This is a genomic window from Pseudanabaena sp. PCC 7367 (genome assembly GCF_000317065.1).
Classification (GTDB): domain Bacteria; phylum Cyanobacteriota; class Cyanobacteriia; order Pseudanabaenales; family Pseudanabaenaceae; genus Thalassoporum; species Thalassoporum mexicanum.
This window is the reverse complement of sequence record NC_019701.1, coordinates 1189307-1205729: the sequence shown is the minus strand read 5'-3', so window position 1 is coordinate 1205729 and position 16423 is coordinate 1189307. Positions and strand designations below refer to the sequence as shown.

Here is a 16423-nt window from a genome sequence, read left to right as displayed (position 1 = left end):
CTTGGGATTGATGAATTTGTCAGTATCAAAGTGTTATTAATGTATAGCTAGAATCAAACTAAGGCTTATTTTATGATCTGAACCGATCGTCAATCATAAAACTAGCTTTAATTAATATACATAAATAATCAGTATTTATCATGGCCAAGGAAATTCAGAAAGTACAAAAAAGCGATACCGAGTGGCGCGAGCAACTTACCCCCTTGCAATATAAAGTCACGCGTCAAAAAGGCACTGAGCGACCCTTTGCCAATGAGTATTTTGATAACAAAGCCAAGGGCATATATAAATGTATTTGCTGCGGCACAGAATTATTTAGCTCGGATACTAAATATGAATCCGGTACTGGCTGGCCAAGCTTCTGGGCACCGATCGATGATGATCATGTGGCCACAGAAGAGGATAATGCCTTGTTTATGCGCCGTACTGAGGTGTTGTGTGCTGTGTGTGATGCCCACCTGGGACATGTATTTCGAGATGGCCCGGCTCCCACTGGCCAGCGCTATTGCATGAATTCAGCTTCACTTAAGTTTGAAGATGTGTAAGCGCTTAATATTTGCTTAGATTAGTGACTTAGATTAGCGATCGAGGCTAGAGCAAGTGGTTCTTGGGGCAATAGTTTTTGCCAGGAATTTTTATGGCGAGCTTTTTGTTTCAAAAATGTTCTCTCAGCACATTTCCTTGCTTCGCCCCCTACTAAACTAGCTGTGCCGATCGACTGGTTGCCTTTGATTCAGGCACTTAATGTTAGGCGTTTGTGTTAAACAATCATCCAAATCATACAATCGCATGATTCTGTTAGGTGATGTGGGGCTTGACTAACAGATCTACAATCTGAGCATAAGGGCATATTTCTTAGTTACAAATTTCTTAGTTACAAACAAATAGACCAGATGGGGCGATCATCAAATCAATCTAGCTCAGTGGACATCTCATTAGGATCTCCTTGAAATCAAAATAGGAAAGGCCAACTTATGTGATTAAGATCATCCCCACATCCTGACAAGATCACACCTGAACCCGCCCCAAGTCATATATTTCAACTGAATTCTAGGGAACAATAAGAGTAGGGGACGGTCAAAGAGAATAGATGAAGAGTTAAATAAATCCACTGCATTCGAGCATTGTCTAAATGAGTTCTACATAACAGTCATGTTTAAGCAACCCCGTCAATCCAATCAAGAACTATGCCTCGATCACCATGAATCATGGTTCGCGCATTCGTTCATTGTTTCGATCGTGAGCATTTCGATCGCTACAGTTTTGTTGCCAGTATTATTAATGGCTGAGAATGGTAGTACCGCAGAGCTTGATTTGCAACCAGTTAGCAGCCTCCAAAATCAGCCGATCGCCGTTCTGTCTATTGGTAACTAAAGCAAGTTAACTCAAATTAATTGCTGCTATTCTAATTTGCTCAACATTTGCTTAACAGACTAATAAAACTCGGCGGCTGCTTGATAAATAATCTGGCTAATCTAGCCCCAAGCAGCGATCGCGCTCCACGCTAAGAGCATAATAAAAGCCGATTTCAACAGATATCTAGCCACATTGAATTTATGATTAGGATCGTCTGGGAGTCCTATCTAGTAGCTTATCGATCGCTTGTGAGTAGCTGATATTAATAGAGAATTGCGCCGCATATAATTTCCAGATCCAAATCCAAATCAAAACTTGAGTCAAACGGCCATAGACATTGGGGAAAAGTCTGTGGCTTTGTTTGTTTTTAGCTATTGGCTCAATAGCCTAATATGTTTAGCATTGCCGAGTATTACCCAGTTATGACACACTGAACCTGAATGAATTTTTTGCAAGAATACTCAAATAAGCGATGAAATCTTGATTATTCCGTTGTAATAGTTGCAATATTGAACCTTTGCAAGAGTTCTGATCCCATAAAACTGAGTCATAAAAGTTTGGTGAGCGATATTTTTGATATCAGTAATTTCCCCTTTGATCTAACGCAGCTACCCCAGCCAGCCTATATTGTGGGCGGGTGGGTGCGCGATCGCCTGTTGGGGCGCAAAGCTGCCTATCTCGATCTTGATTTTGTCATGGCCGCACAAGCGGTGGAAACAGCCCGTAAAATCGCCAAACAGCACAGCGCTGGGTTTGTGGTGCTAGATGCCGATCGCCAGATCGCCAGGGTAGTGTTTAAAACGGCAACGGTGGATTTTGCCCAACAAATGGGCGATAGCTTGACAGCGGATTTACGGCGGCGCGACTACACCATGAATGCGATCGCTGTCGATTGCCAGCGGTTAATTGAACTGAATCAGCATCGGTTTAGGGATCAACAAAATATTAGTCTTAGTCAAGGTCAAGATACTGTAAATCAGTTTGAGGCAGACTCCCCAGAGCTGAATATTATTAATGAAGCTAATCATGATGGGAAAATTATCAATGGGGACGATCGAGATTTAGGAGCTTCAGAAGACGATCGATTAGAGCATTGCCTCAATGATCCTGAGCTGGCAAAGTTATTGATTGATCCCCTATCCGGTAGCAATGATTTGACTCAAAAAATAGTGCGGATGGTGGCTCCCGCCAATTTGATCGATGATCCCCTGCGCATATTGCGCGCCTATCGCCAGGTGGCACAATTGAATTTTTCGATCGAACCCAAAACCCGTGCTTGCCTGGTTGAATTAGCTGCTCAGCCAAAAGTTGCCGGAAAAAAAACTAGCCTGGGATCGATCGCGGCGGAAAGGATCAGAACCGAGCTGGTTTATTTGCTGAATGCACCTGGTGGCAGTGATTGGTTCGGGTTGGCCGTTGAGGATGGGATCCTGCGCGATTGGCTGCCAACTCAGCATCTGCGCCCGGAGCGCTTAGCCAAAATTACGCCAACTCTAGAAAAACTATGCCAAACCTGGCCAGAGTTAACGGCTTATTTTGAGCAAGTCCTGGCTGGCGATCGCCCCAGAACTATCGCCACCAAACTAGCAGCGCTGACCAATTCGGCTACTGCCCTGGAACCATTAGGCTTTAGCAAAGCAGAACAAAAGTTTTATACTATGCTGCTGCGCTACCTGCCGCCAATGGTTGAGAACCTTAGCCAACCGATCGCTAATATTTCTGCCCAAGAGCAATATCATCTGTTCCAGGCCACCGGTGATGCATTCCCCGCTGTGATTGCTTTGACCCTGGCTCATCGTGCTGATTTTAATCAAAATCTCGACACAAACTTAAAACAAGCTACGCCCTGGTTAGAGCGCTGGCTGGCTCCCGCAGACCCGATCGCCCATCCGGTTAATTTGCTCAGTGGCAATGATTTGATCAAGGCGCTGAATTTGCCCGCCAGCCCCCAAATTGGTGAATTATTGACAGCGATCAAACTAGCCCAAGTGGAAGGTATTGTGCAAAACTATGCGGGTGCGATCGCTTATGCTAAAAAATTAGTAATAATGAAAAATAGCGGTCAATAACTCCAACGAATCAGCAGCGAAAAAGGTGGGCACAACGATTGAGTAGCGCTAAGTTTGCCGAAGAATTTAACCTGTTAATTCGGGCTAAGTATCCGATCATCTATGTGGTGACCGTAGAGGAGGAACGAGCTGAGGCGACGATCGAGCAAACGATCAAGGTTAATAATTCACTGCGGGAGGTGATTTACTACGATCTGGTGCATGGGTTTGCCCACAATAATGAAGCCAAAAATAATTTATTACAGGCATTGCAGGTAGTAGAGCAAGCGCCGACCAATTTGCACCTGGTTTATATATTCCGCGATCTGCATCGCCGCTTGGGTAAGCAACGTACCGATGAAATGATTGTGCGACAGTTGCGGAATTTGTTTCGGCATTTGCGATCGTCTCGTAAAACCCTGGTTCTAATCAGCCCGATCCTGGAAATTCCGCCGGAACTAGAAGATCAAATCGCTGTGCTCAATTTTCCCCTTCCCGATGCGGAAGATATTAAAACCGCGATCCACAAAATGGTGCCCCTGCATCAACTCAAACTCAGCCCCACTGGCCTCGATCAACTGGTGATCGCTTGTATGGGGCTGACCCTCGATCGGATTAAGAATGTGCTGGCTCGCCCGCTGGCGCAAAAGCAATATATTAGCGAAACCGATCTTGATTTGGTGCTGAAGGAAAAGCAGCAACGGATTCAACAAACTGAATACCTGGAATTTTTTGCCCCCGATGAAACCCTCGATCGGATTGGTGGATTGGATAACCTAAAAGAATGGCTGATGCAGCGGCGACGGGCTTTTTCGGAAGAGGCCAGAGCCTATGGCTTGCCCAATCCCAAGGGTGTTTTACTGATGGGAATTCAGGGCACGGGTAAGAGCTTATGCGCCAAGGCGATCGCCCATCTGTGGCGCTTACCACTGCTGCGATTAGATGTGGGGCGATTGTTTGGTAGTTTGGTAGGCCAGTCTGAAAGTCGTACTAGGCAAACAATTCAGCTTACCGAAGCGCTGGCTCCCTGCATTTTGTGGATGGATGAGATCGACAAAGCCTTTGCAGGGATGGGTGGTACTTCCACCGATTCTGGCACTTCGCAGCGGGTGTTTGGGACTTTGCTTACCTGGATGCAGGAAAAATCTTCGCCAGTGTTTGTGGTGGCGACCGCCAATAATATCAATGCGCTGCCGCCGGAGCTGCTGCGCAAGGGCAGGTTTGATGAAATCTTTTTTATTAATTTGCCCTCCCAGGCAGAACGTGAGCAAATTTTTATGGTGCATCTCCAGCGTTTCCGCCCTGCCACGTTGCGGGATTTTGATGTGGAGCATCTAGCCCAGCTTGCGGCGGAGTTCAGTGGCGCAGAGATCGAGCAGGCGATCATCGAAGGGATGTATCGTGCCTTTAATGAGAATCGGGATGTGGTGACGGCCGACATTGAAGGTGCGATCAAAGACACTGTGCCCCTGGCCAGCACTGCCCGTGAGCAAATTAATTATATGAAAAATTGGGCCGCCCAAGGACGAGCCCGGATTGCTTCTTCTGGCGATCAAAATCAAATTAGTTGATCTAGTTGATTGGGGCGATCGCTGGAAACTGGGCATTGCCGCATCCAGGGATAAAATGCCACGATCAAAAAATAGCAAACATATACCTAATCTCCGTACCGGACAAAAGTTGCGATCGCCAGGTAGTTGCTAAATCCCCATCCCCCGATAGTCAAAACCGACATTAGTCATTGCTACTGGATCAAGGAAATTACGCGCATCAATTATCACTGGGTTGTTCATGAACCCAGCCATACTGGCATAATCGAGGTCTTTGAACTGCGCCCAATCAGTTACCAACACCAAGGCATCGCAACCATCGGCCAATCGCTCTGGATCGGTTTCCACCATCACATTCGAGAGGCCATCCCGGATGCCCGATTGCGACACGATCGGATCATAGGCTTTGACCCTGGCTCCCAGGCGATCGAGTTGATCGATTAAAGTCAGCGCCGGGGCATCGCGCATATCATCGGTATCCGGCTTGAAGGTGAGCCCCAACAGGCCGATCGTCTTGCCCTTGAGTACCTTGAGCACCTGTTGCAGTTTCTCGACCACCAAAACCCGCTGCTGCTTATTCACATGCACGCAGGATTGCAAAATCTCCGCATTATAGCCATAGTCGCCGGCGGTATGGATCAACGAAGAAACATCCTTGGCAAAGCAAGAGCCACCCCAGCCGATACCAGCCTGCAAGAACTTGTTGCCAATTCTGCTGTCAAGGCCAATGCCTCGGCTCACTTCTTTGACATTACCGCCGACCCGATCGCAAATATTGGCAACCTCATTAATAAAGCTGATTTTTACCGCCAGGAAGGCATTTGCGGCATATTTAATCATCTCTGCCGAGTTGAGGTCGGTTTTGACCACAGGCACGGTTGGCAGACTGGCATCTTCGGCAAATTTACGATCGATGATGCCTTGATAAAGCTGCTCCATCATGGCGATCGCCTTGGGGTTGGCACTGCCTAGCACAATCCGATCGGGATTAAAGGTATCAAAAACCGCCGATCCCTCCCGCAGGAACTCTGGATTGCTGACCACATCAAAGTTGGCCGACTTGCCATTACCGCTGGCTTCCATGCCATCAAGGATAATCATCCGCACCCAGTCACCGGAACCGATCGGCACAGTGGATTTATTCACAATTACCTTATAGCCACTCTGGGGAGTAAGGCTAGCGCCAATGCCCCTGGCCACTGCTTCGATGTAGCGGGTGTCGGTACTGCCATCGGGAAGTGAAGGTGTGCCCACGGCAATGAACAAAATTTCGCCATGTTCAACCCCAGCGGCCAAATCAGTGGAGAAACTCACTTTGCCCGCAGCGATCGATGACTGCATGGTTTCTGGTAATCCCGGTTCGTGGATTGGCGATTGCCCAGAACGCATCAATTCAACCTTGGCTTGATTATTATCAATACAAACCACATCGTGCCCCATATGGGCTAGACAGACTCCTGTGACTAGTCCAACATATCCGGTGCCAATTACGCAAACTCGCATGCTTTTGTCTACCCTTATTTACTTCAAGCGTGAATATATTTACTGTAAATGTTTTGCCTGCCAACCCTAAGTATTAAATATTCAGATATTTAGATTCAGATATTCAGATTTTACACTTGCCACTCTTAGCCCACTAACTGTCTGATATTTGCTGGATTAATTGTGCTCTACACCTTAGCTCCACAATCAAAAACAGGCCAACTAGATCTGCTCAAGCCTCAGCGATTATTTAACCAACCGATCGATATAATCTACCAGTTACCAGACCAGTGATGTAATCAAGTTGAAAGAGTTGAAAGATATGATGCGTACATCTCATTGTTTTGAATGTGCCATTGTGCATGATTATTGCCTGGATTCGATTGAGCTGGATTAGTTAGATCTGGTTTAGTTAGATCAAGTCAAACTGAACCCTATTAATCAAAATTAATCAAAAAGTCGCGGTTCGGATTGCTGATTGCGATGAATGTATGGCGATCATTTTTGATCGATGGCGATCATTTTTGATCGATATAGATTATAGATAGGATTTGAGCTGGCGATCGCCAAATTGCTAGACCTAAATAAACCTAAAAGGGAACACTGTTTATCTTTGCAGGGCAAACCAACGACATAGGATTAGCGATTTGCTCATTGCTCAAATTGATCAAGCAGTTAGATTAACCAGTGCTTCAGTGATTTTAGGCTTGACGGGGAATCAGCTTAGCTTCAGCACATAGCAAGTATATTTACTTAGGCTTGCTATTTAATTTAGCAGGAATTGCTGATTATTGGTGGCTGGCCACAGGTTGATTAAGCCGATCGCGGAAGTTGGCGATCGTTTGGGATAAGCCTTCACGCAGTGGTACTTTGGGCTCCCAACCCAATAAATCCTTAGCCTTGCTAATGTCTGGCTTACGGCGGCGTGGATCATCTTGGGGCAACGGTTTAAACACTAGCTCTGCGCCTGGGTTGACCATTTCTTGAATTGTACTGGCCAGCTCAAGAATTTTATACTCACCTGGATTACCCAGATTAATTGGCCCAATGTGATCGCCATTCATCAGGCACATCAAACCATTGACCAGATCGGAAACATAGCAAAAGCTGCGGGTTTGTGAGCCATCGCCATAGATGGTTAGCGGGATTCCCTTCAGCGCCTGCACCACAAAATTACTAACCACCCGGCCATCATTTTCCAGCATCCTGGGCCCGTGGGTATTAAAAATCCTGGCCACCCTGATTTCTACCTGGTTCTGGCGATGATAGTCAAACGCTAGGGTCTCGGAAATCCGCTTACCTTCGTCATAGCAAGCCCGAATCCCCGTGCAACTGGTGTTGCCACGATATTCTTCTGGCTGGGGATGCACTTCTGGATCGCCATATACTTCGGAGGTAGATGCAAGCAATAATCTGGCACCAACTCGTTTTGCCACCCCCAGCATATTCATCGTGCCCATGAAATTAGTTTTGAGGGTTTTGATTGGGTTGGCCTGGTAGTGCACTGGGGAAGCAGGACAGGCCAGATGATAGATTTGCTCAACTTCGACTTTGATCGGATCGACTACATCATGGCGAATTAGCTCAAATCGGGGATTATCGATCCAATGGAGGATATTACGCTTTGCACCTGTATAAAAATTGTCTAGACAAATCACCTCGTGTCCCTGTTCCATCAGGCGATCGATTAGGTGTGAACCAATGAAACCTGCGCCACCTGTTACTAAGATTCTCATGAGTTGTACTTATTTATGTACTGGTTGATGTACTGGATGTACAGCTTGCATTTATTGCTGAAGTTGTGTTGCTATTTTTGTTGCTAGCTTCCATTAAACCATCAGTTCAAGATTCGAGTTAAACTTCAGGCTAGTTGCGATCGCCCTCAGCAACATTAGCTGAGGTTTTTTACCGCTGTTTTTAACTTACCCAATTTGTGAGCGGCAATCACCTGCTAAGTCTGTCGGGCTCAGCCTTCATTGGGGCTATATAGCCAGTATCGTTGCCAGTCACTTTCTTATGGGGACAGTTCAGCTTAACTCAAACATGCCCATGCCCACGCCAATATCAGTATCAGTATCAGTATCAATATCAATATCAAGCGCAATCCCTCACTTGAGATTACCCTACTACTCGACCACATTAATTATGATTGGTCGCACTCTTGCAAAAGAGTTATCACAATCGCAAATTAAACATCAAATTCTTTGTGGTGAACTACTACAGCCAAGCTAGAGCTAGATATTGATCTCAAAATCTGCCGATCGAATCCAATTAATCCAGCAAATGATGTTGCCAACTAATCATCAATCAATCGTTCAAGTAAGGTAATGGGGGTAACAATATCACTCAAAGTACGGGTAACGGTATTGAGGATATTTGCACCAAAGGAAGAACGCACCACAATGAAGTCACGATCGCGTAGGCCAGGATTAGTATCCTCATTAGGTGCTAAATCTAAATCCGCCTTCAACTTACGCCGGGTTAGTTTGCCACTGGGGCTAATTCGATATAGCTCCACCCGTCGCCAATCGCCATCATTGGTAATCCCACCAGCGGCAATGATCGCCTCAGTAAATGGGGCATTTGGCCGCAGGGAAATACTGCCAGGGCCATTCACCTCACCAATAATCCGCACCGTGATTGTATCGGGCGAGAAGGTAGCCTTAGCGATCTGACCATATTCCGCCGTAACCGGATCGGTCACCTCTGGCACATGGATCGAGTCACCATCCACCAATTGAATATCTTGGTCAAGATCGCCATCCTGAATCAATGACCATAAATTAGCAACCAAAACATCCTGAGTACCATTAGCATTAATGCGCCGCACCTCTACATTGCGAATGTCGGCCAGCTCCGTAATCCCGTTTGCTTGTTGAATGGCACGGGTGACAGTGGCAAATGGATTACCCTCTTGCCCCTCACCTCTGGTAAAGGACAATGTCTGGGGACCAGTTCGATTCACTTCGCCCGTCAGCACTACCTGAATAATTGACTGTTCTGAGGCAAATGAGGCATCGCGCACCTGTCTGGCCTGGGCAAGTCTGGCATCAGCAATCCGGGGCACAAAGATAGAGTCACCATCTTGCAAAATAATATCCTGACTAATATCACCACTTTCAACCAGTGCCAGCAGATCTAAATCAATCACGCTACGAACGCCATCGGTGCTGATTCGGGAAATCTGTACATTTGAAATGTCTGCCCGTTGAGTGGTGCCACCAGCTCGGCGCAAAGCCTGGGTCACACTGGCAAGAGATACGGTTCCGCCAGTACCTGTATAATTCATTACCACCGTGCCAGGTCGATTTACTTCGCCCACCACCGCAATATTTAGTGGCCGAGGCGCAAGCAGCGATACATTAATAATCCGGCGCACTAAAAATGGTGCTAGTTCTTGCTCTAGTAATGCTGCTGTTTCACCTAGGGTCAGACCAGCTACCCGCACGGGCCCTAGCAGGGAAATATTAATATCACCATTGGGGGTGACAGTTTGCTCGCCACTCAGTTCAGGCACATTAAAAATATCGATCCGGATTGAATCGAGTGGGCCAAGTCGATATTCACTTAAATTGATTGGCCGACTTACCTGTAGGCCAGTAAAGTTATCGAGGCGGGTGCTGGGACTTTTATCGATCGCACTGGGATCAACAACAGTCGGAGCATTGGTTGAATCCGACTCTGGATCAATTTCGCCATTCAGTCGATCGATGCCAGGCAACTGAGCCAGGGTGGGTGATGGAGCGATGAGCCAGGCAATGGCGAGCATGACTGGCAAAATCTTGGTGCTGAACTCCTTGGGGCGGATTAGTCGCATTAGTTGCGATCGCTGCATATGCTTCATATGAGACACCACATTTCTAGTTTGAGCAAAAGTTTGTTGAATGCTGGTTATGGACTTCGTAGCGTTGCTTGAACTACTTCAATCACTTAAATCTAATCACTTAAATCTAAAGTAACTTCAGGTAATTCAAAATAATCAACCACATACAAACACTTGCCTACCCCAAATGCATTTTAGCAGGTTAAAGCTAGGCTTGTTTAGCCATGACTGGCCAAGGTCTGGCATCAAAAGACAACTAAATTGCTTAATGGGATCAGCCCAGGATTTGTGTAAAAATTGGATCGCTAGATCGACTTGATCTCAACTGCAAGTCTAGATTCAATATTCAATTAAGATCTAATAAAATCTCTAATAAAATCTAATAAGATCTAAGTCTAATTGCTTAATTTAGTTAAAAGAGTGAGGAGGAATTTTGACAAAGCAACCTTTTGCTGATTCTGCCGATCGATCGCCTGTGCGACTGTCACTGCCTAATTTCAATCGCTACCTGAAAATAATTGCCATCACCACGATCGCCATGCCGATCTCCCTGGCAGTTGCGCCAATTGCGCGATCGCAGAATGCAACTAGCCTAAATGTCACCTTTGTGAATGATACAAACACTGAGTTAACCTCATTGCAAGTGGCACCGCCCAATACCAGAAATTGGGGTAGCAATTTATTGGCCAGCCCTACCACCAGTGATGCGGTAGATATTAGCCTGACAGATGAGGCTGATCCTGGTCAGTGCAATTATGATTTGCGGGCGACCTTTGCCGATGGCGCTACGATCGAAGACTTTGATGTCAACTTTTGTCAGTATGATGTTTACACCTTTGCTTCAGTTCCGGCCTTGTGGTAGTTCAATTTGAGGGAATAATTGGCAATCGGAAGGTGGATAATCCTGCATACATAATAATCTTTGAGCATATGCTTGAGACTAACTAACAAGCCTTTTGCTAAAAACTTATTTACTACTACCAGACAATGCGGTTAGAGCCGATTAAGGAAGTTGAGCCAAGCAATCAAGGCGATCGATCCCCAGTCCAGAGCCAGCCATCAATAATTTTCCTAGATGCGGTGGGCACTCTGTTTGGGGTTAAGGGCAGTGTGGGGCAGAACTATGCCCTGGTTGCTGGTGAGTTTGGCGTGGATGCGATCGCTGCTGATCTCGATCGTGCCTTTGTTAAATATTTTCGGGCTGCGCCGCGCATGGCGTTCCCTGGGGCAGAACCAAACCAGATCCCGGCATTGGAAAAACAATGGTGGTTTGAGCTGGCGATCGATACTTTTACCGAAGCTGGCATCTATTCGCAATTTACCGACTTTGCCAAATTTTTCGATCGCCTCTACCAATTTTTTGCTGGGGCAGATCCCTGGCAAGTCTATCCTGATACCATGCCCGCCCTAGAGCATTGGCAAGCCCAGGGGATTAAATTGGGGGTGGTTTCTAATTTCGATACCAGACTCTATCCAGTGTTGGCGGCATTGGGGCTAGCAGATTTTTTTAGTAGCGTGACTATTTCCACCGAGGCTGGGGCAGCGAAACCAGATCCGGGTGTGTTTAAGCAAGCACTGCGTAAATACCCTGATTATGGGGCGATCGCTAATAGCCTGGTAAATAACTCAAATCCAGAACCCAAAGCAATCTGGCACATTGGCGATAGCCTGAGCGAGGATTATGCTGGGGCGATCGCCGCGAACCTGGAAGCAATCTGGATTAATCGGGGCGATCGGCTGCCGGAAAACCATCAGGCGCTCAAATCCGTAACTAAATTAACTGACTTGATTGTGGCTTAGTTTAAATAACCTAAGTTGGTGCCTATGGATGATCAAAGGGGGCTTGCGATCCCAAATAGATGTTGAGATGAATATTTGCTAGCTTGAATTCGTGAAAAACATTGATTTGGATTTTGTGTGCCACCCTTTTGCAAAAGGGCAACTTCACTGATTCAAGGGGATTTGCACAGAATTCATCCTTTTTTGTCAAGATCGAGATTAGAACTATAGGCGCACGACAAGTTTAGAAATCTCCTGGTATAGATTAGGAGTAATGGGAACCAGCCTGAATAGCCTGAATTTCTTAACAACTCTATGATTGGTAATTCAATCGATCCACGACGGATTAAGCCCTCTCCACCAAATCTGATTGGTATTGACCATGTTCATTTTTTTGTGCAAGATGTGCAGCGATGGCGTAAATGGTTTGAGGATTGTTTAGATTTTAAAGCGATCGCCACGATTCAAAATCATTGCCACACCGAGATTTTGCAACATGGCTCGATTCAGTTCTGGCTCTCGGCACCACTGCGAGTAGAGTCTCAATCAGAACCTCAATTAGAGCTAGACAGCGATCGGGTCAGTTATTTTTTGCGCGATCATCCCCCTGGGATTGCGGAAATTGCCTTCCAAATTGATCCGCAAGCGCAAGCGTCTCAATTAACCGATCGCTACGTTGAGCTAGCACATGCAGCGATTAATTGGCCTGAGCCGCAACAAGATGCAAATAATGTGCTGAAGGGCTGGGGGGACTTGACCTATCGCTTTGTTGATCATCAGCTTCAGCAAACCGATCGCCCGATTCAAGCATTGCCAGCTAAATCACCGCGATCGCTCTCTAAGCCTCTATTCACTGGCATCGATCATCTGGTGCTAAATGTGCCATCTGGTCAAATGTGGCAGGCTGCGAACTGGCATGAGCAGAATTTGGGGCTACGGGTTAGCGATCGGTTTAACATTGCCACCGATCGATCGGCCTTGCGGAGCGTGGTGCTAGGAAATAGCGATCGATCAGTTCAAATGCCAATCAACGAGCCATCCACTCAGAATTCCCAGATCCAGGAATTTCTAGACTACAATCGCGGCGCAGGTATCCAGCATATTGCTTTGCACACTGACAATATCTTTGAGACCGTGTCCAGGTTAAAACAAAGAGGGGTCAGGTTCTTGGAGACAGAGCCGGAGATTTTGATCGATGTGCAAGATCATGAAGCAGGGCAAGCTTTATTGCAAATCTTTACTCAGCCGATTTTTGATGAACCCACCTTTTTCTTTGAAATAATTCAACGCCGGTCGCAGGCGCAAGGGTTTGGTGAAGGTAATTTTCAAGCTTTGTTTGAGGCGATCGAACAACAGCAAATCTTCCGATCGACATTCTATTCTGATTATTCAGAGCAATAGGCCGAAACATCAGTGGCGATCGATTCACTCCGCGCGATCGCATCTTGAATTTGTTCACTGGCACGCTCTAGCATACCTGGATCGCCACTTTGCTTTGCCGCACTGCTATCCCTTTCCCCCTGACTGGCCACCGTATAAACATCCACCAGCCGCTCTTGAATTTCCTGGAGTTGCCGATCGCTAATTTCGGCAGTTTGCATTTCCGCCTTAATTTGATCCAATTGATTAGCCAGATCATTCAATCCATCGGCATCAGTGGATATATCGATCGTATGGATCTTATTGGCGATCGTGATCAATTCATTGCATTGGGCAATCTTACTTTCACCACAACCATAACTAAACAAACTCACCGCCAGGCTAACCATAAAAATGGCAAAATACCTACGCCATGATCGCCACAAACGCCAATGTTGCCATTGATGCCGAGAGCCTAGCGATCGCAAAGAGGGTTGGGGCGATCGCCTCGCCGAGCGGTTTAACCAGAATTGATATACATATTGATACACATATAAATATACATATTGGTATGCATATCTATATAAGTGCTTACAAGCACGGATAATGTGATTCATTTCGGGGCAGCCAAATCCAGAACCTAAACGGGTTACTGACAAAGCATCATAACAGATGTAATTGGGAGTACAAATATGCGATCGCTGATTTACGACAATTCACGTAGAAAACCAGCCAATATCAGACATAAGACAATCGAGGCTTTAAGTTGGTGTTGTTGTAGTCTAGATATGGGATTGGCGGTTTTATAGTTGGGCGACTGGGCGATCGCTAATAATGACAATAGAATATTTCTGTAACATAGAGTTTCAAATAGAAATTTAAATCTCTTTTGCTTTTAAAATGACATTCTCAGCAAAGTGTAAATCTCTTCCTAAAGTCCAAGCTGATGCAATGTCAATCAGGATTTTAGCTACAGATTTGGCATCTATTTAGGTGGGGTGCTAACGCAGATCTTAGATACCTCATTTTGCAAGCATAGTGATTGATTCTGTGCAATTGTTAATAGACATATCGATCTTGCCCAACACCTCTATTGAAATAGCACGGATGTTGAAATAGCACGGAGTAAATAGAGCGCTTTGAATAAGCATGGCACATGCATTTGGGCTAAATATTTCTTGCCTACTATGTATTGTGTGCAAAGTATTGTGTGCAAATGAATCGAGTTAATTATTGAATTTTTGAATTATTGAATTTTAAGTTAAAGGTAGAGCCATGTCAGATAACCGCAGAAGTCAGGTAATCACCTCAGGCGTAGCGCGATCGCCCAACCGAGCCATGCTCCGCGCCGTGGGTTTTGGCGACAATGATTTTAATAAGCCGATCGTAGGTCTGGCCAATGGCTACAGCACGATCACCCCTTGCAATATGGGCATTAATGCTTTAGCTCTCAGAGCCGAAGCGCAAATCAAAGCATCGGGCGCAATGCCGCAGATGTTTGGCACCATTACGATCTCCGATGGGATCTCCATGGGCACAGAGGGGATGAAATATTCGCTGGTGTCGCGGGAAGTGATTGCCGACTCGATCGAAACCGCTTGCAATGGCCAGAGCATGGATGGAGTATTGGCGATCGGTGGCTGTGACAAGAACATGCCGGGGGCAATGCTAGCGATCGCGCGGATGAATATTCCGGCCATTTTTGTCTATGGCGGTACGATCAAGCCTGGTCATTACAATGGCCAAGACCTGACCGTGGTTAGTGCCTTCGAGGCAGTGGGACAACATAGCGCTGGCAAGATGGGCGATGAAGAATTAATGGCGATCGAGCGGAATGCTTGCCCTGGCGCTGGTTCTTGCGGTGGTATGTACACGGCCAATACGATGTCCTCGGCCTTTGAAGCAATGGGGATGAGCCTGATCTATTCCTCGACCATGGCGGCTGAAGACCAGGAAAAAGCCGATAGCACCGCCAAGTCAGCGGAAGTATTAGTAGATGCGATCCGCAAGCAAATTTTGCCGCGCCAAATCCTGACCCGTAAAGCGTTTGAAAATGCGATCGCCGTGATTATGGCGGTGGGTGGATCCACTAATGCAGTGTTGCACCTGTTGGCAATTTCTAATGCTGCTGGCGTAGAACTGAGTCTGGATGATTTTGAGACAATCCGCGCTAAGGTGCCTGTACTCTGCGATCTCAAGCCATCTGGTAAGTATGTGGCCACTGACTTACACAAAGCTGGCGGTATCCCTCAAGTGATGAAAATGCTACTGGTCAATGGCGTATTACATGGCGATGCACTGACAATCACTGGCCAGACGATCGCGGAAGTTTTAGCCAATGTACCCGATGCGCCCAGTCCCGACCAACCTGTAATTCATGCCTGGGATAACCCAATTTATAAGCAAGGCCACCTGGCGATCCTGCGGGGTAACCTGGCGACCGAAGGTGGTGTAGCTAAAATCACTGGGATCAAGAAGGCCAATATTACCGGGCCAGCGCGGGTATTTGAATCGGAAGAAGAATGCCTGAAGGCGATCCTGGATAAGCAAATTAAGCCCGGTGATGTGGTAGTAGTACGCTATGAAGGCCCCAAGGGAGGCCCTGGGATGCGAGAGATGCTAGCGCCAACCAGTGCGATCATTGGTGCGGGTTTAGGCGATTCCGTTGGTTTGATTACCGATGGTCGTTTTTCCGGTGGCACCTATGGTTTGGTGGTGGGACACGTGGCTCCGGAAGCTTTTGTCGGCGGCACGATCGCCCTGGTGCAGGAGGGCGACTCGATTACGATCGATGCGGGGCAGCGATTGCTGGAGTTGCATGTTTCGGATCAAGAGTTAGAAAAACGCCGCGCGAGTTGGCAACCACCCCAACCCAGATATACCAAAGGGGTGCTGGCCAAATATGCCAAGCTGGTCTCTTCCAGTTGTTTTGGTGCAGTTACCGATCTGGATTTGTTTGAGGGCTAATGTCATTGAGTTAAATTGAATTATTAAATTTAAGACGATCGCTCTTACTACCCTGGCTC

The 16423-nt window shown here is 46.6% G+C and carries 12 protein-coding genes; 8 read left to right on the top strand and 4 right to left on the bottom strand.

The features are described 5' to 3' along the window. Positions 1 to 140 precede the first annotated feature (140 nt). The 4 genes from msrB to PSE7367_RS04615 all read left to right on the top strand — a co-directional run bounded on the left by msrB (position 141) and on the right by PSE7367_RS04615 (position 4975). The gene (msrB, locus tag PSE7367_RS04630) at positions 141 to 545 is read left to right on the top strand and encodes a peptide-methionine (R)-S-oxide reductase MsrB (protein WP_015164205.1); all 405 of its coding nucleotides are present in this window, start codon (positions 141 to 143) and stop codon (positions 543 to 545) included. Between the two features lie 607 nt (positions 546 to 1152). Continuing rightward, a complete protein-coding gene (locus tag PSE7367_RS04625) occupies positions 1153 to 1374 on the top strand; it encodes a hypothetical protein (RefSeq protein ID WP_015164204.1) in 222 nt (73 codons plus the stop codon). 542 nt (positions 1375 to 1916) lie between these two features. Further along, positions 1917 to 3425 (top strand): tRNA nucleotidyltransferase/poly(A) polymerase family protein, encoded by a 1509-nt coding sequence (locus tag PSE7367_RS04620; protein WP_015164203.1) that lies wholly within the window; start codon positions 1917 to 1919, stop codon positions 3423 to 3425. Between the two features lie 38 nt (positions 3426 to 3463). Further along, positions 3464 to 4975: an AAA family ATPase gene (locus tag PSE7367_RS04615; RefSeq protein ID WP_015164202.1), complete on the top strand. Its 1512-nt coding sequence runs from the start codon at positions 3464 to 3466 to the stop codon at positions 4973 to 4975. 129 nt (positions 4976 to 5104) lie between these two features. On the opposite strand, the gene PSE7367_RS04610 is transcribed toward PSE7367_RS04615, so the two are convergent. The 3 genes from PSE7367_RS04610 to PSE7367_RS04600 form a co-directional block, all read right to left on the bottom strand. After that, entirely contained in the window at positions 5105 to 6457 is a 1353-nt protein-coding gene (locus tag PSE7367_RS04610) for a UDP-glucose dehydrogenase family protein (RefSeq protein ID WP_015164201.1), read from the bottom strand. A 767-nt stretch (positions 6458 to 7224) separates the two neighbouring features. Continuing rightward, a complete protein-coding gene (locus PSE7367_RS04605; protein ID WP_015164200.1) occupies positions 7225 to 8172 on the bottom strand; it encodes a UDP-glucuronic acid decarboxylase family protein in 948 nt (315 codons plus the stop codon). 560 nt (positions 8173 to 8732) lie between these two features. Beyond that, the gene (locus PSE7367_RS04600) at positions 8733 to 10280 is read right to left on the bottom strand and encodes an SLBB domain-containing protein (protein ID WP_015164199.1); all 1548 of its coding nucleotides are present in this window, start codon (positions 10278 to 10280) and stop codon (positions 8733 to 8735) included. Between the two features lie 412 nt (positions 10281 to 10692). On the opposite strand from PSE7367_RS04600, the gene PSE7367_RS04595 reads away from it, so the two are divergent. The 3 genes from PSE7367_RS04595 to PSE7367_RS04585 all read left to right on the top strand — a co-directional run bounded on the left by PSE7367_RS04595 (position 10693) and on the right by PSE7367_RS04585 (position 13439). Beyond that, positions 10693 to 11121, top strand: coding sequence for a hypothetical protein (locus tag PSE7367_RS04595; RefSeq protein ID WP_015164198.1), 429 nt, complete (start codon positions 10693 to 10695; stop codon positions 11119 to 11121). A 125-nt stretch (positions 11122 to 11246) separates the two neighbouring features. Continuing rightward, entirely contained in the window at positions 11247 to 12059 is an 813-nt protein-coding gene (locus PSE7367_RS04590) for an HAD-IA family hydrolase (RefSeq protein WP_015164197.1), read from the top strand. A gap of 294 nt (positions 12060 to 12353) precedes the next feature. Then, positions 12354 to 13439, top strand: coding sequence for a 4-hydroxyphenylpyruvate dioxygenase family protein (locus tag PSE7367_RS04585; protein WP_015164196.1), 1086 nt, complete (start codon positions 12354 to 12356; stop codon positions 13437 to 13439). Here PSE7367_RS04585 and PSE7367_RS21795 read toward each other — a convergent pair. After that, positions 13424 to 14014 (bottom strand): hypothetical protein, encoded by a 591-nt coding sequence (locus tag PSE7367_RS21795; RefSeq protein WP_156800340.1) that lies wholly within the window; start codon positions 14012 to 14014, stop codon positions 13424 to 13426. The two genes, PSE7367_RS04585 and PSE7367_RS21795, sit on opposite strands and share 16 nt — an antisense overlap. A 658-nt stretch (positions 14015 to 14672) precedes the next feature. Here PSE7367_RS21795 and ilvD point away from each other — a divergent pair. Continuing rightward, on the top strand, positions 14673 to 16364 hold the full coding sequence (ilvD, locus tag PSE7367_RS04575) for a dihydroxy-acid dehydratase (RefSeq protein ID WP_015164194.1): 1692 nt from the start codon (positions 14673 to 14675) through the stop codon (positions 16362 to 16364). Positions 16365 to 16423 lie beyond the last annotated feature (59 nt).

Coding starts and splice junctions, on each gene's coding strand:
- PSE7367_RS04625 (WP_015164204.1), top strand. CDS start 1,153: ATGTTTAAGCAACCCCGTCAATCCAATCAAGAACTATGCCTCGATCAC.
- PSE7367_RS04605 (WP_015164200.1), bottom strand. CDS start 8,172: ATGAGAATCTTAGTAACAGGTGGCGCAGGTTTCATTGGTTCACACCTA.
- PSE7367_RS04590 (WP_015164197.1), top strand. CDS start 11,247: ATGCGGTTAGAGCCGATTAAGGAAGTTGAGCCAAGCAATCAAGGCGAT.
- ilvD (WP_015164194.1), top strand. CDS start 14,673: ATGTCAGATAACCGCAGAAGTCAGGTAATCACCTCAGGCGTAGCGCGA.
- PSE7367_RS21795 (WP_156800340.1), bottom strand. CDS start 14,014: ATGAATCACATTATCCGTGCTTGTAAGCACTTATATAGATATGCATAC.
- msrB (WP_015164205.1), top strand. CDS start 141: ATGGCCAAGGAAATTCAGAAAGTACAAAAAAGCGATACCGAGTGGCGC.
- PSE7367_RS04585 (WP_015164196.1), top strand. CDS start 12,354: ATGATTGGTAATTCAATCGATCCACGACGGATTAAGCCCTCTCCACCA.
- PSE7367_RS04610 (WP_015164201.1), bottom strand. CDS start 6,457: ATGCGAGTTTGCGTAATTGGCACCGGATATGTTGGACTAGTCACAGGA.
- PSE7367_RS04600 (WP_015164199.1), bottom strand. CDS start 10,280: ATGAAGCATATGCAGCGATCGCAACTAATGCGACTAATCCGCCCCAAG.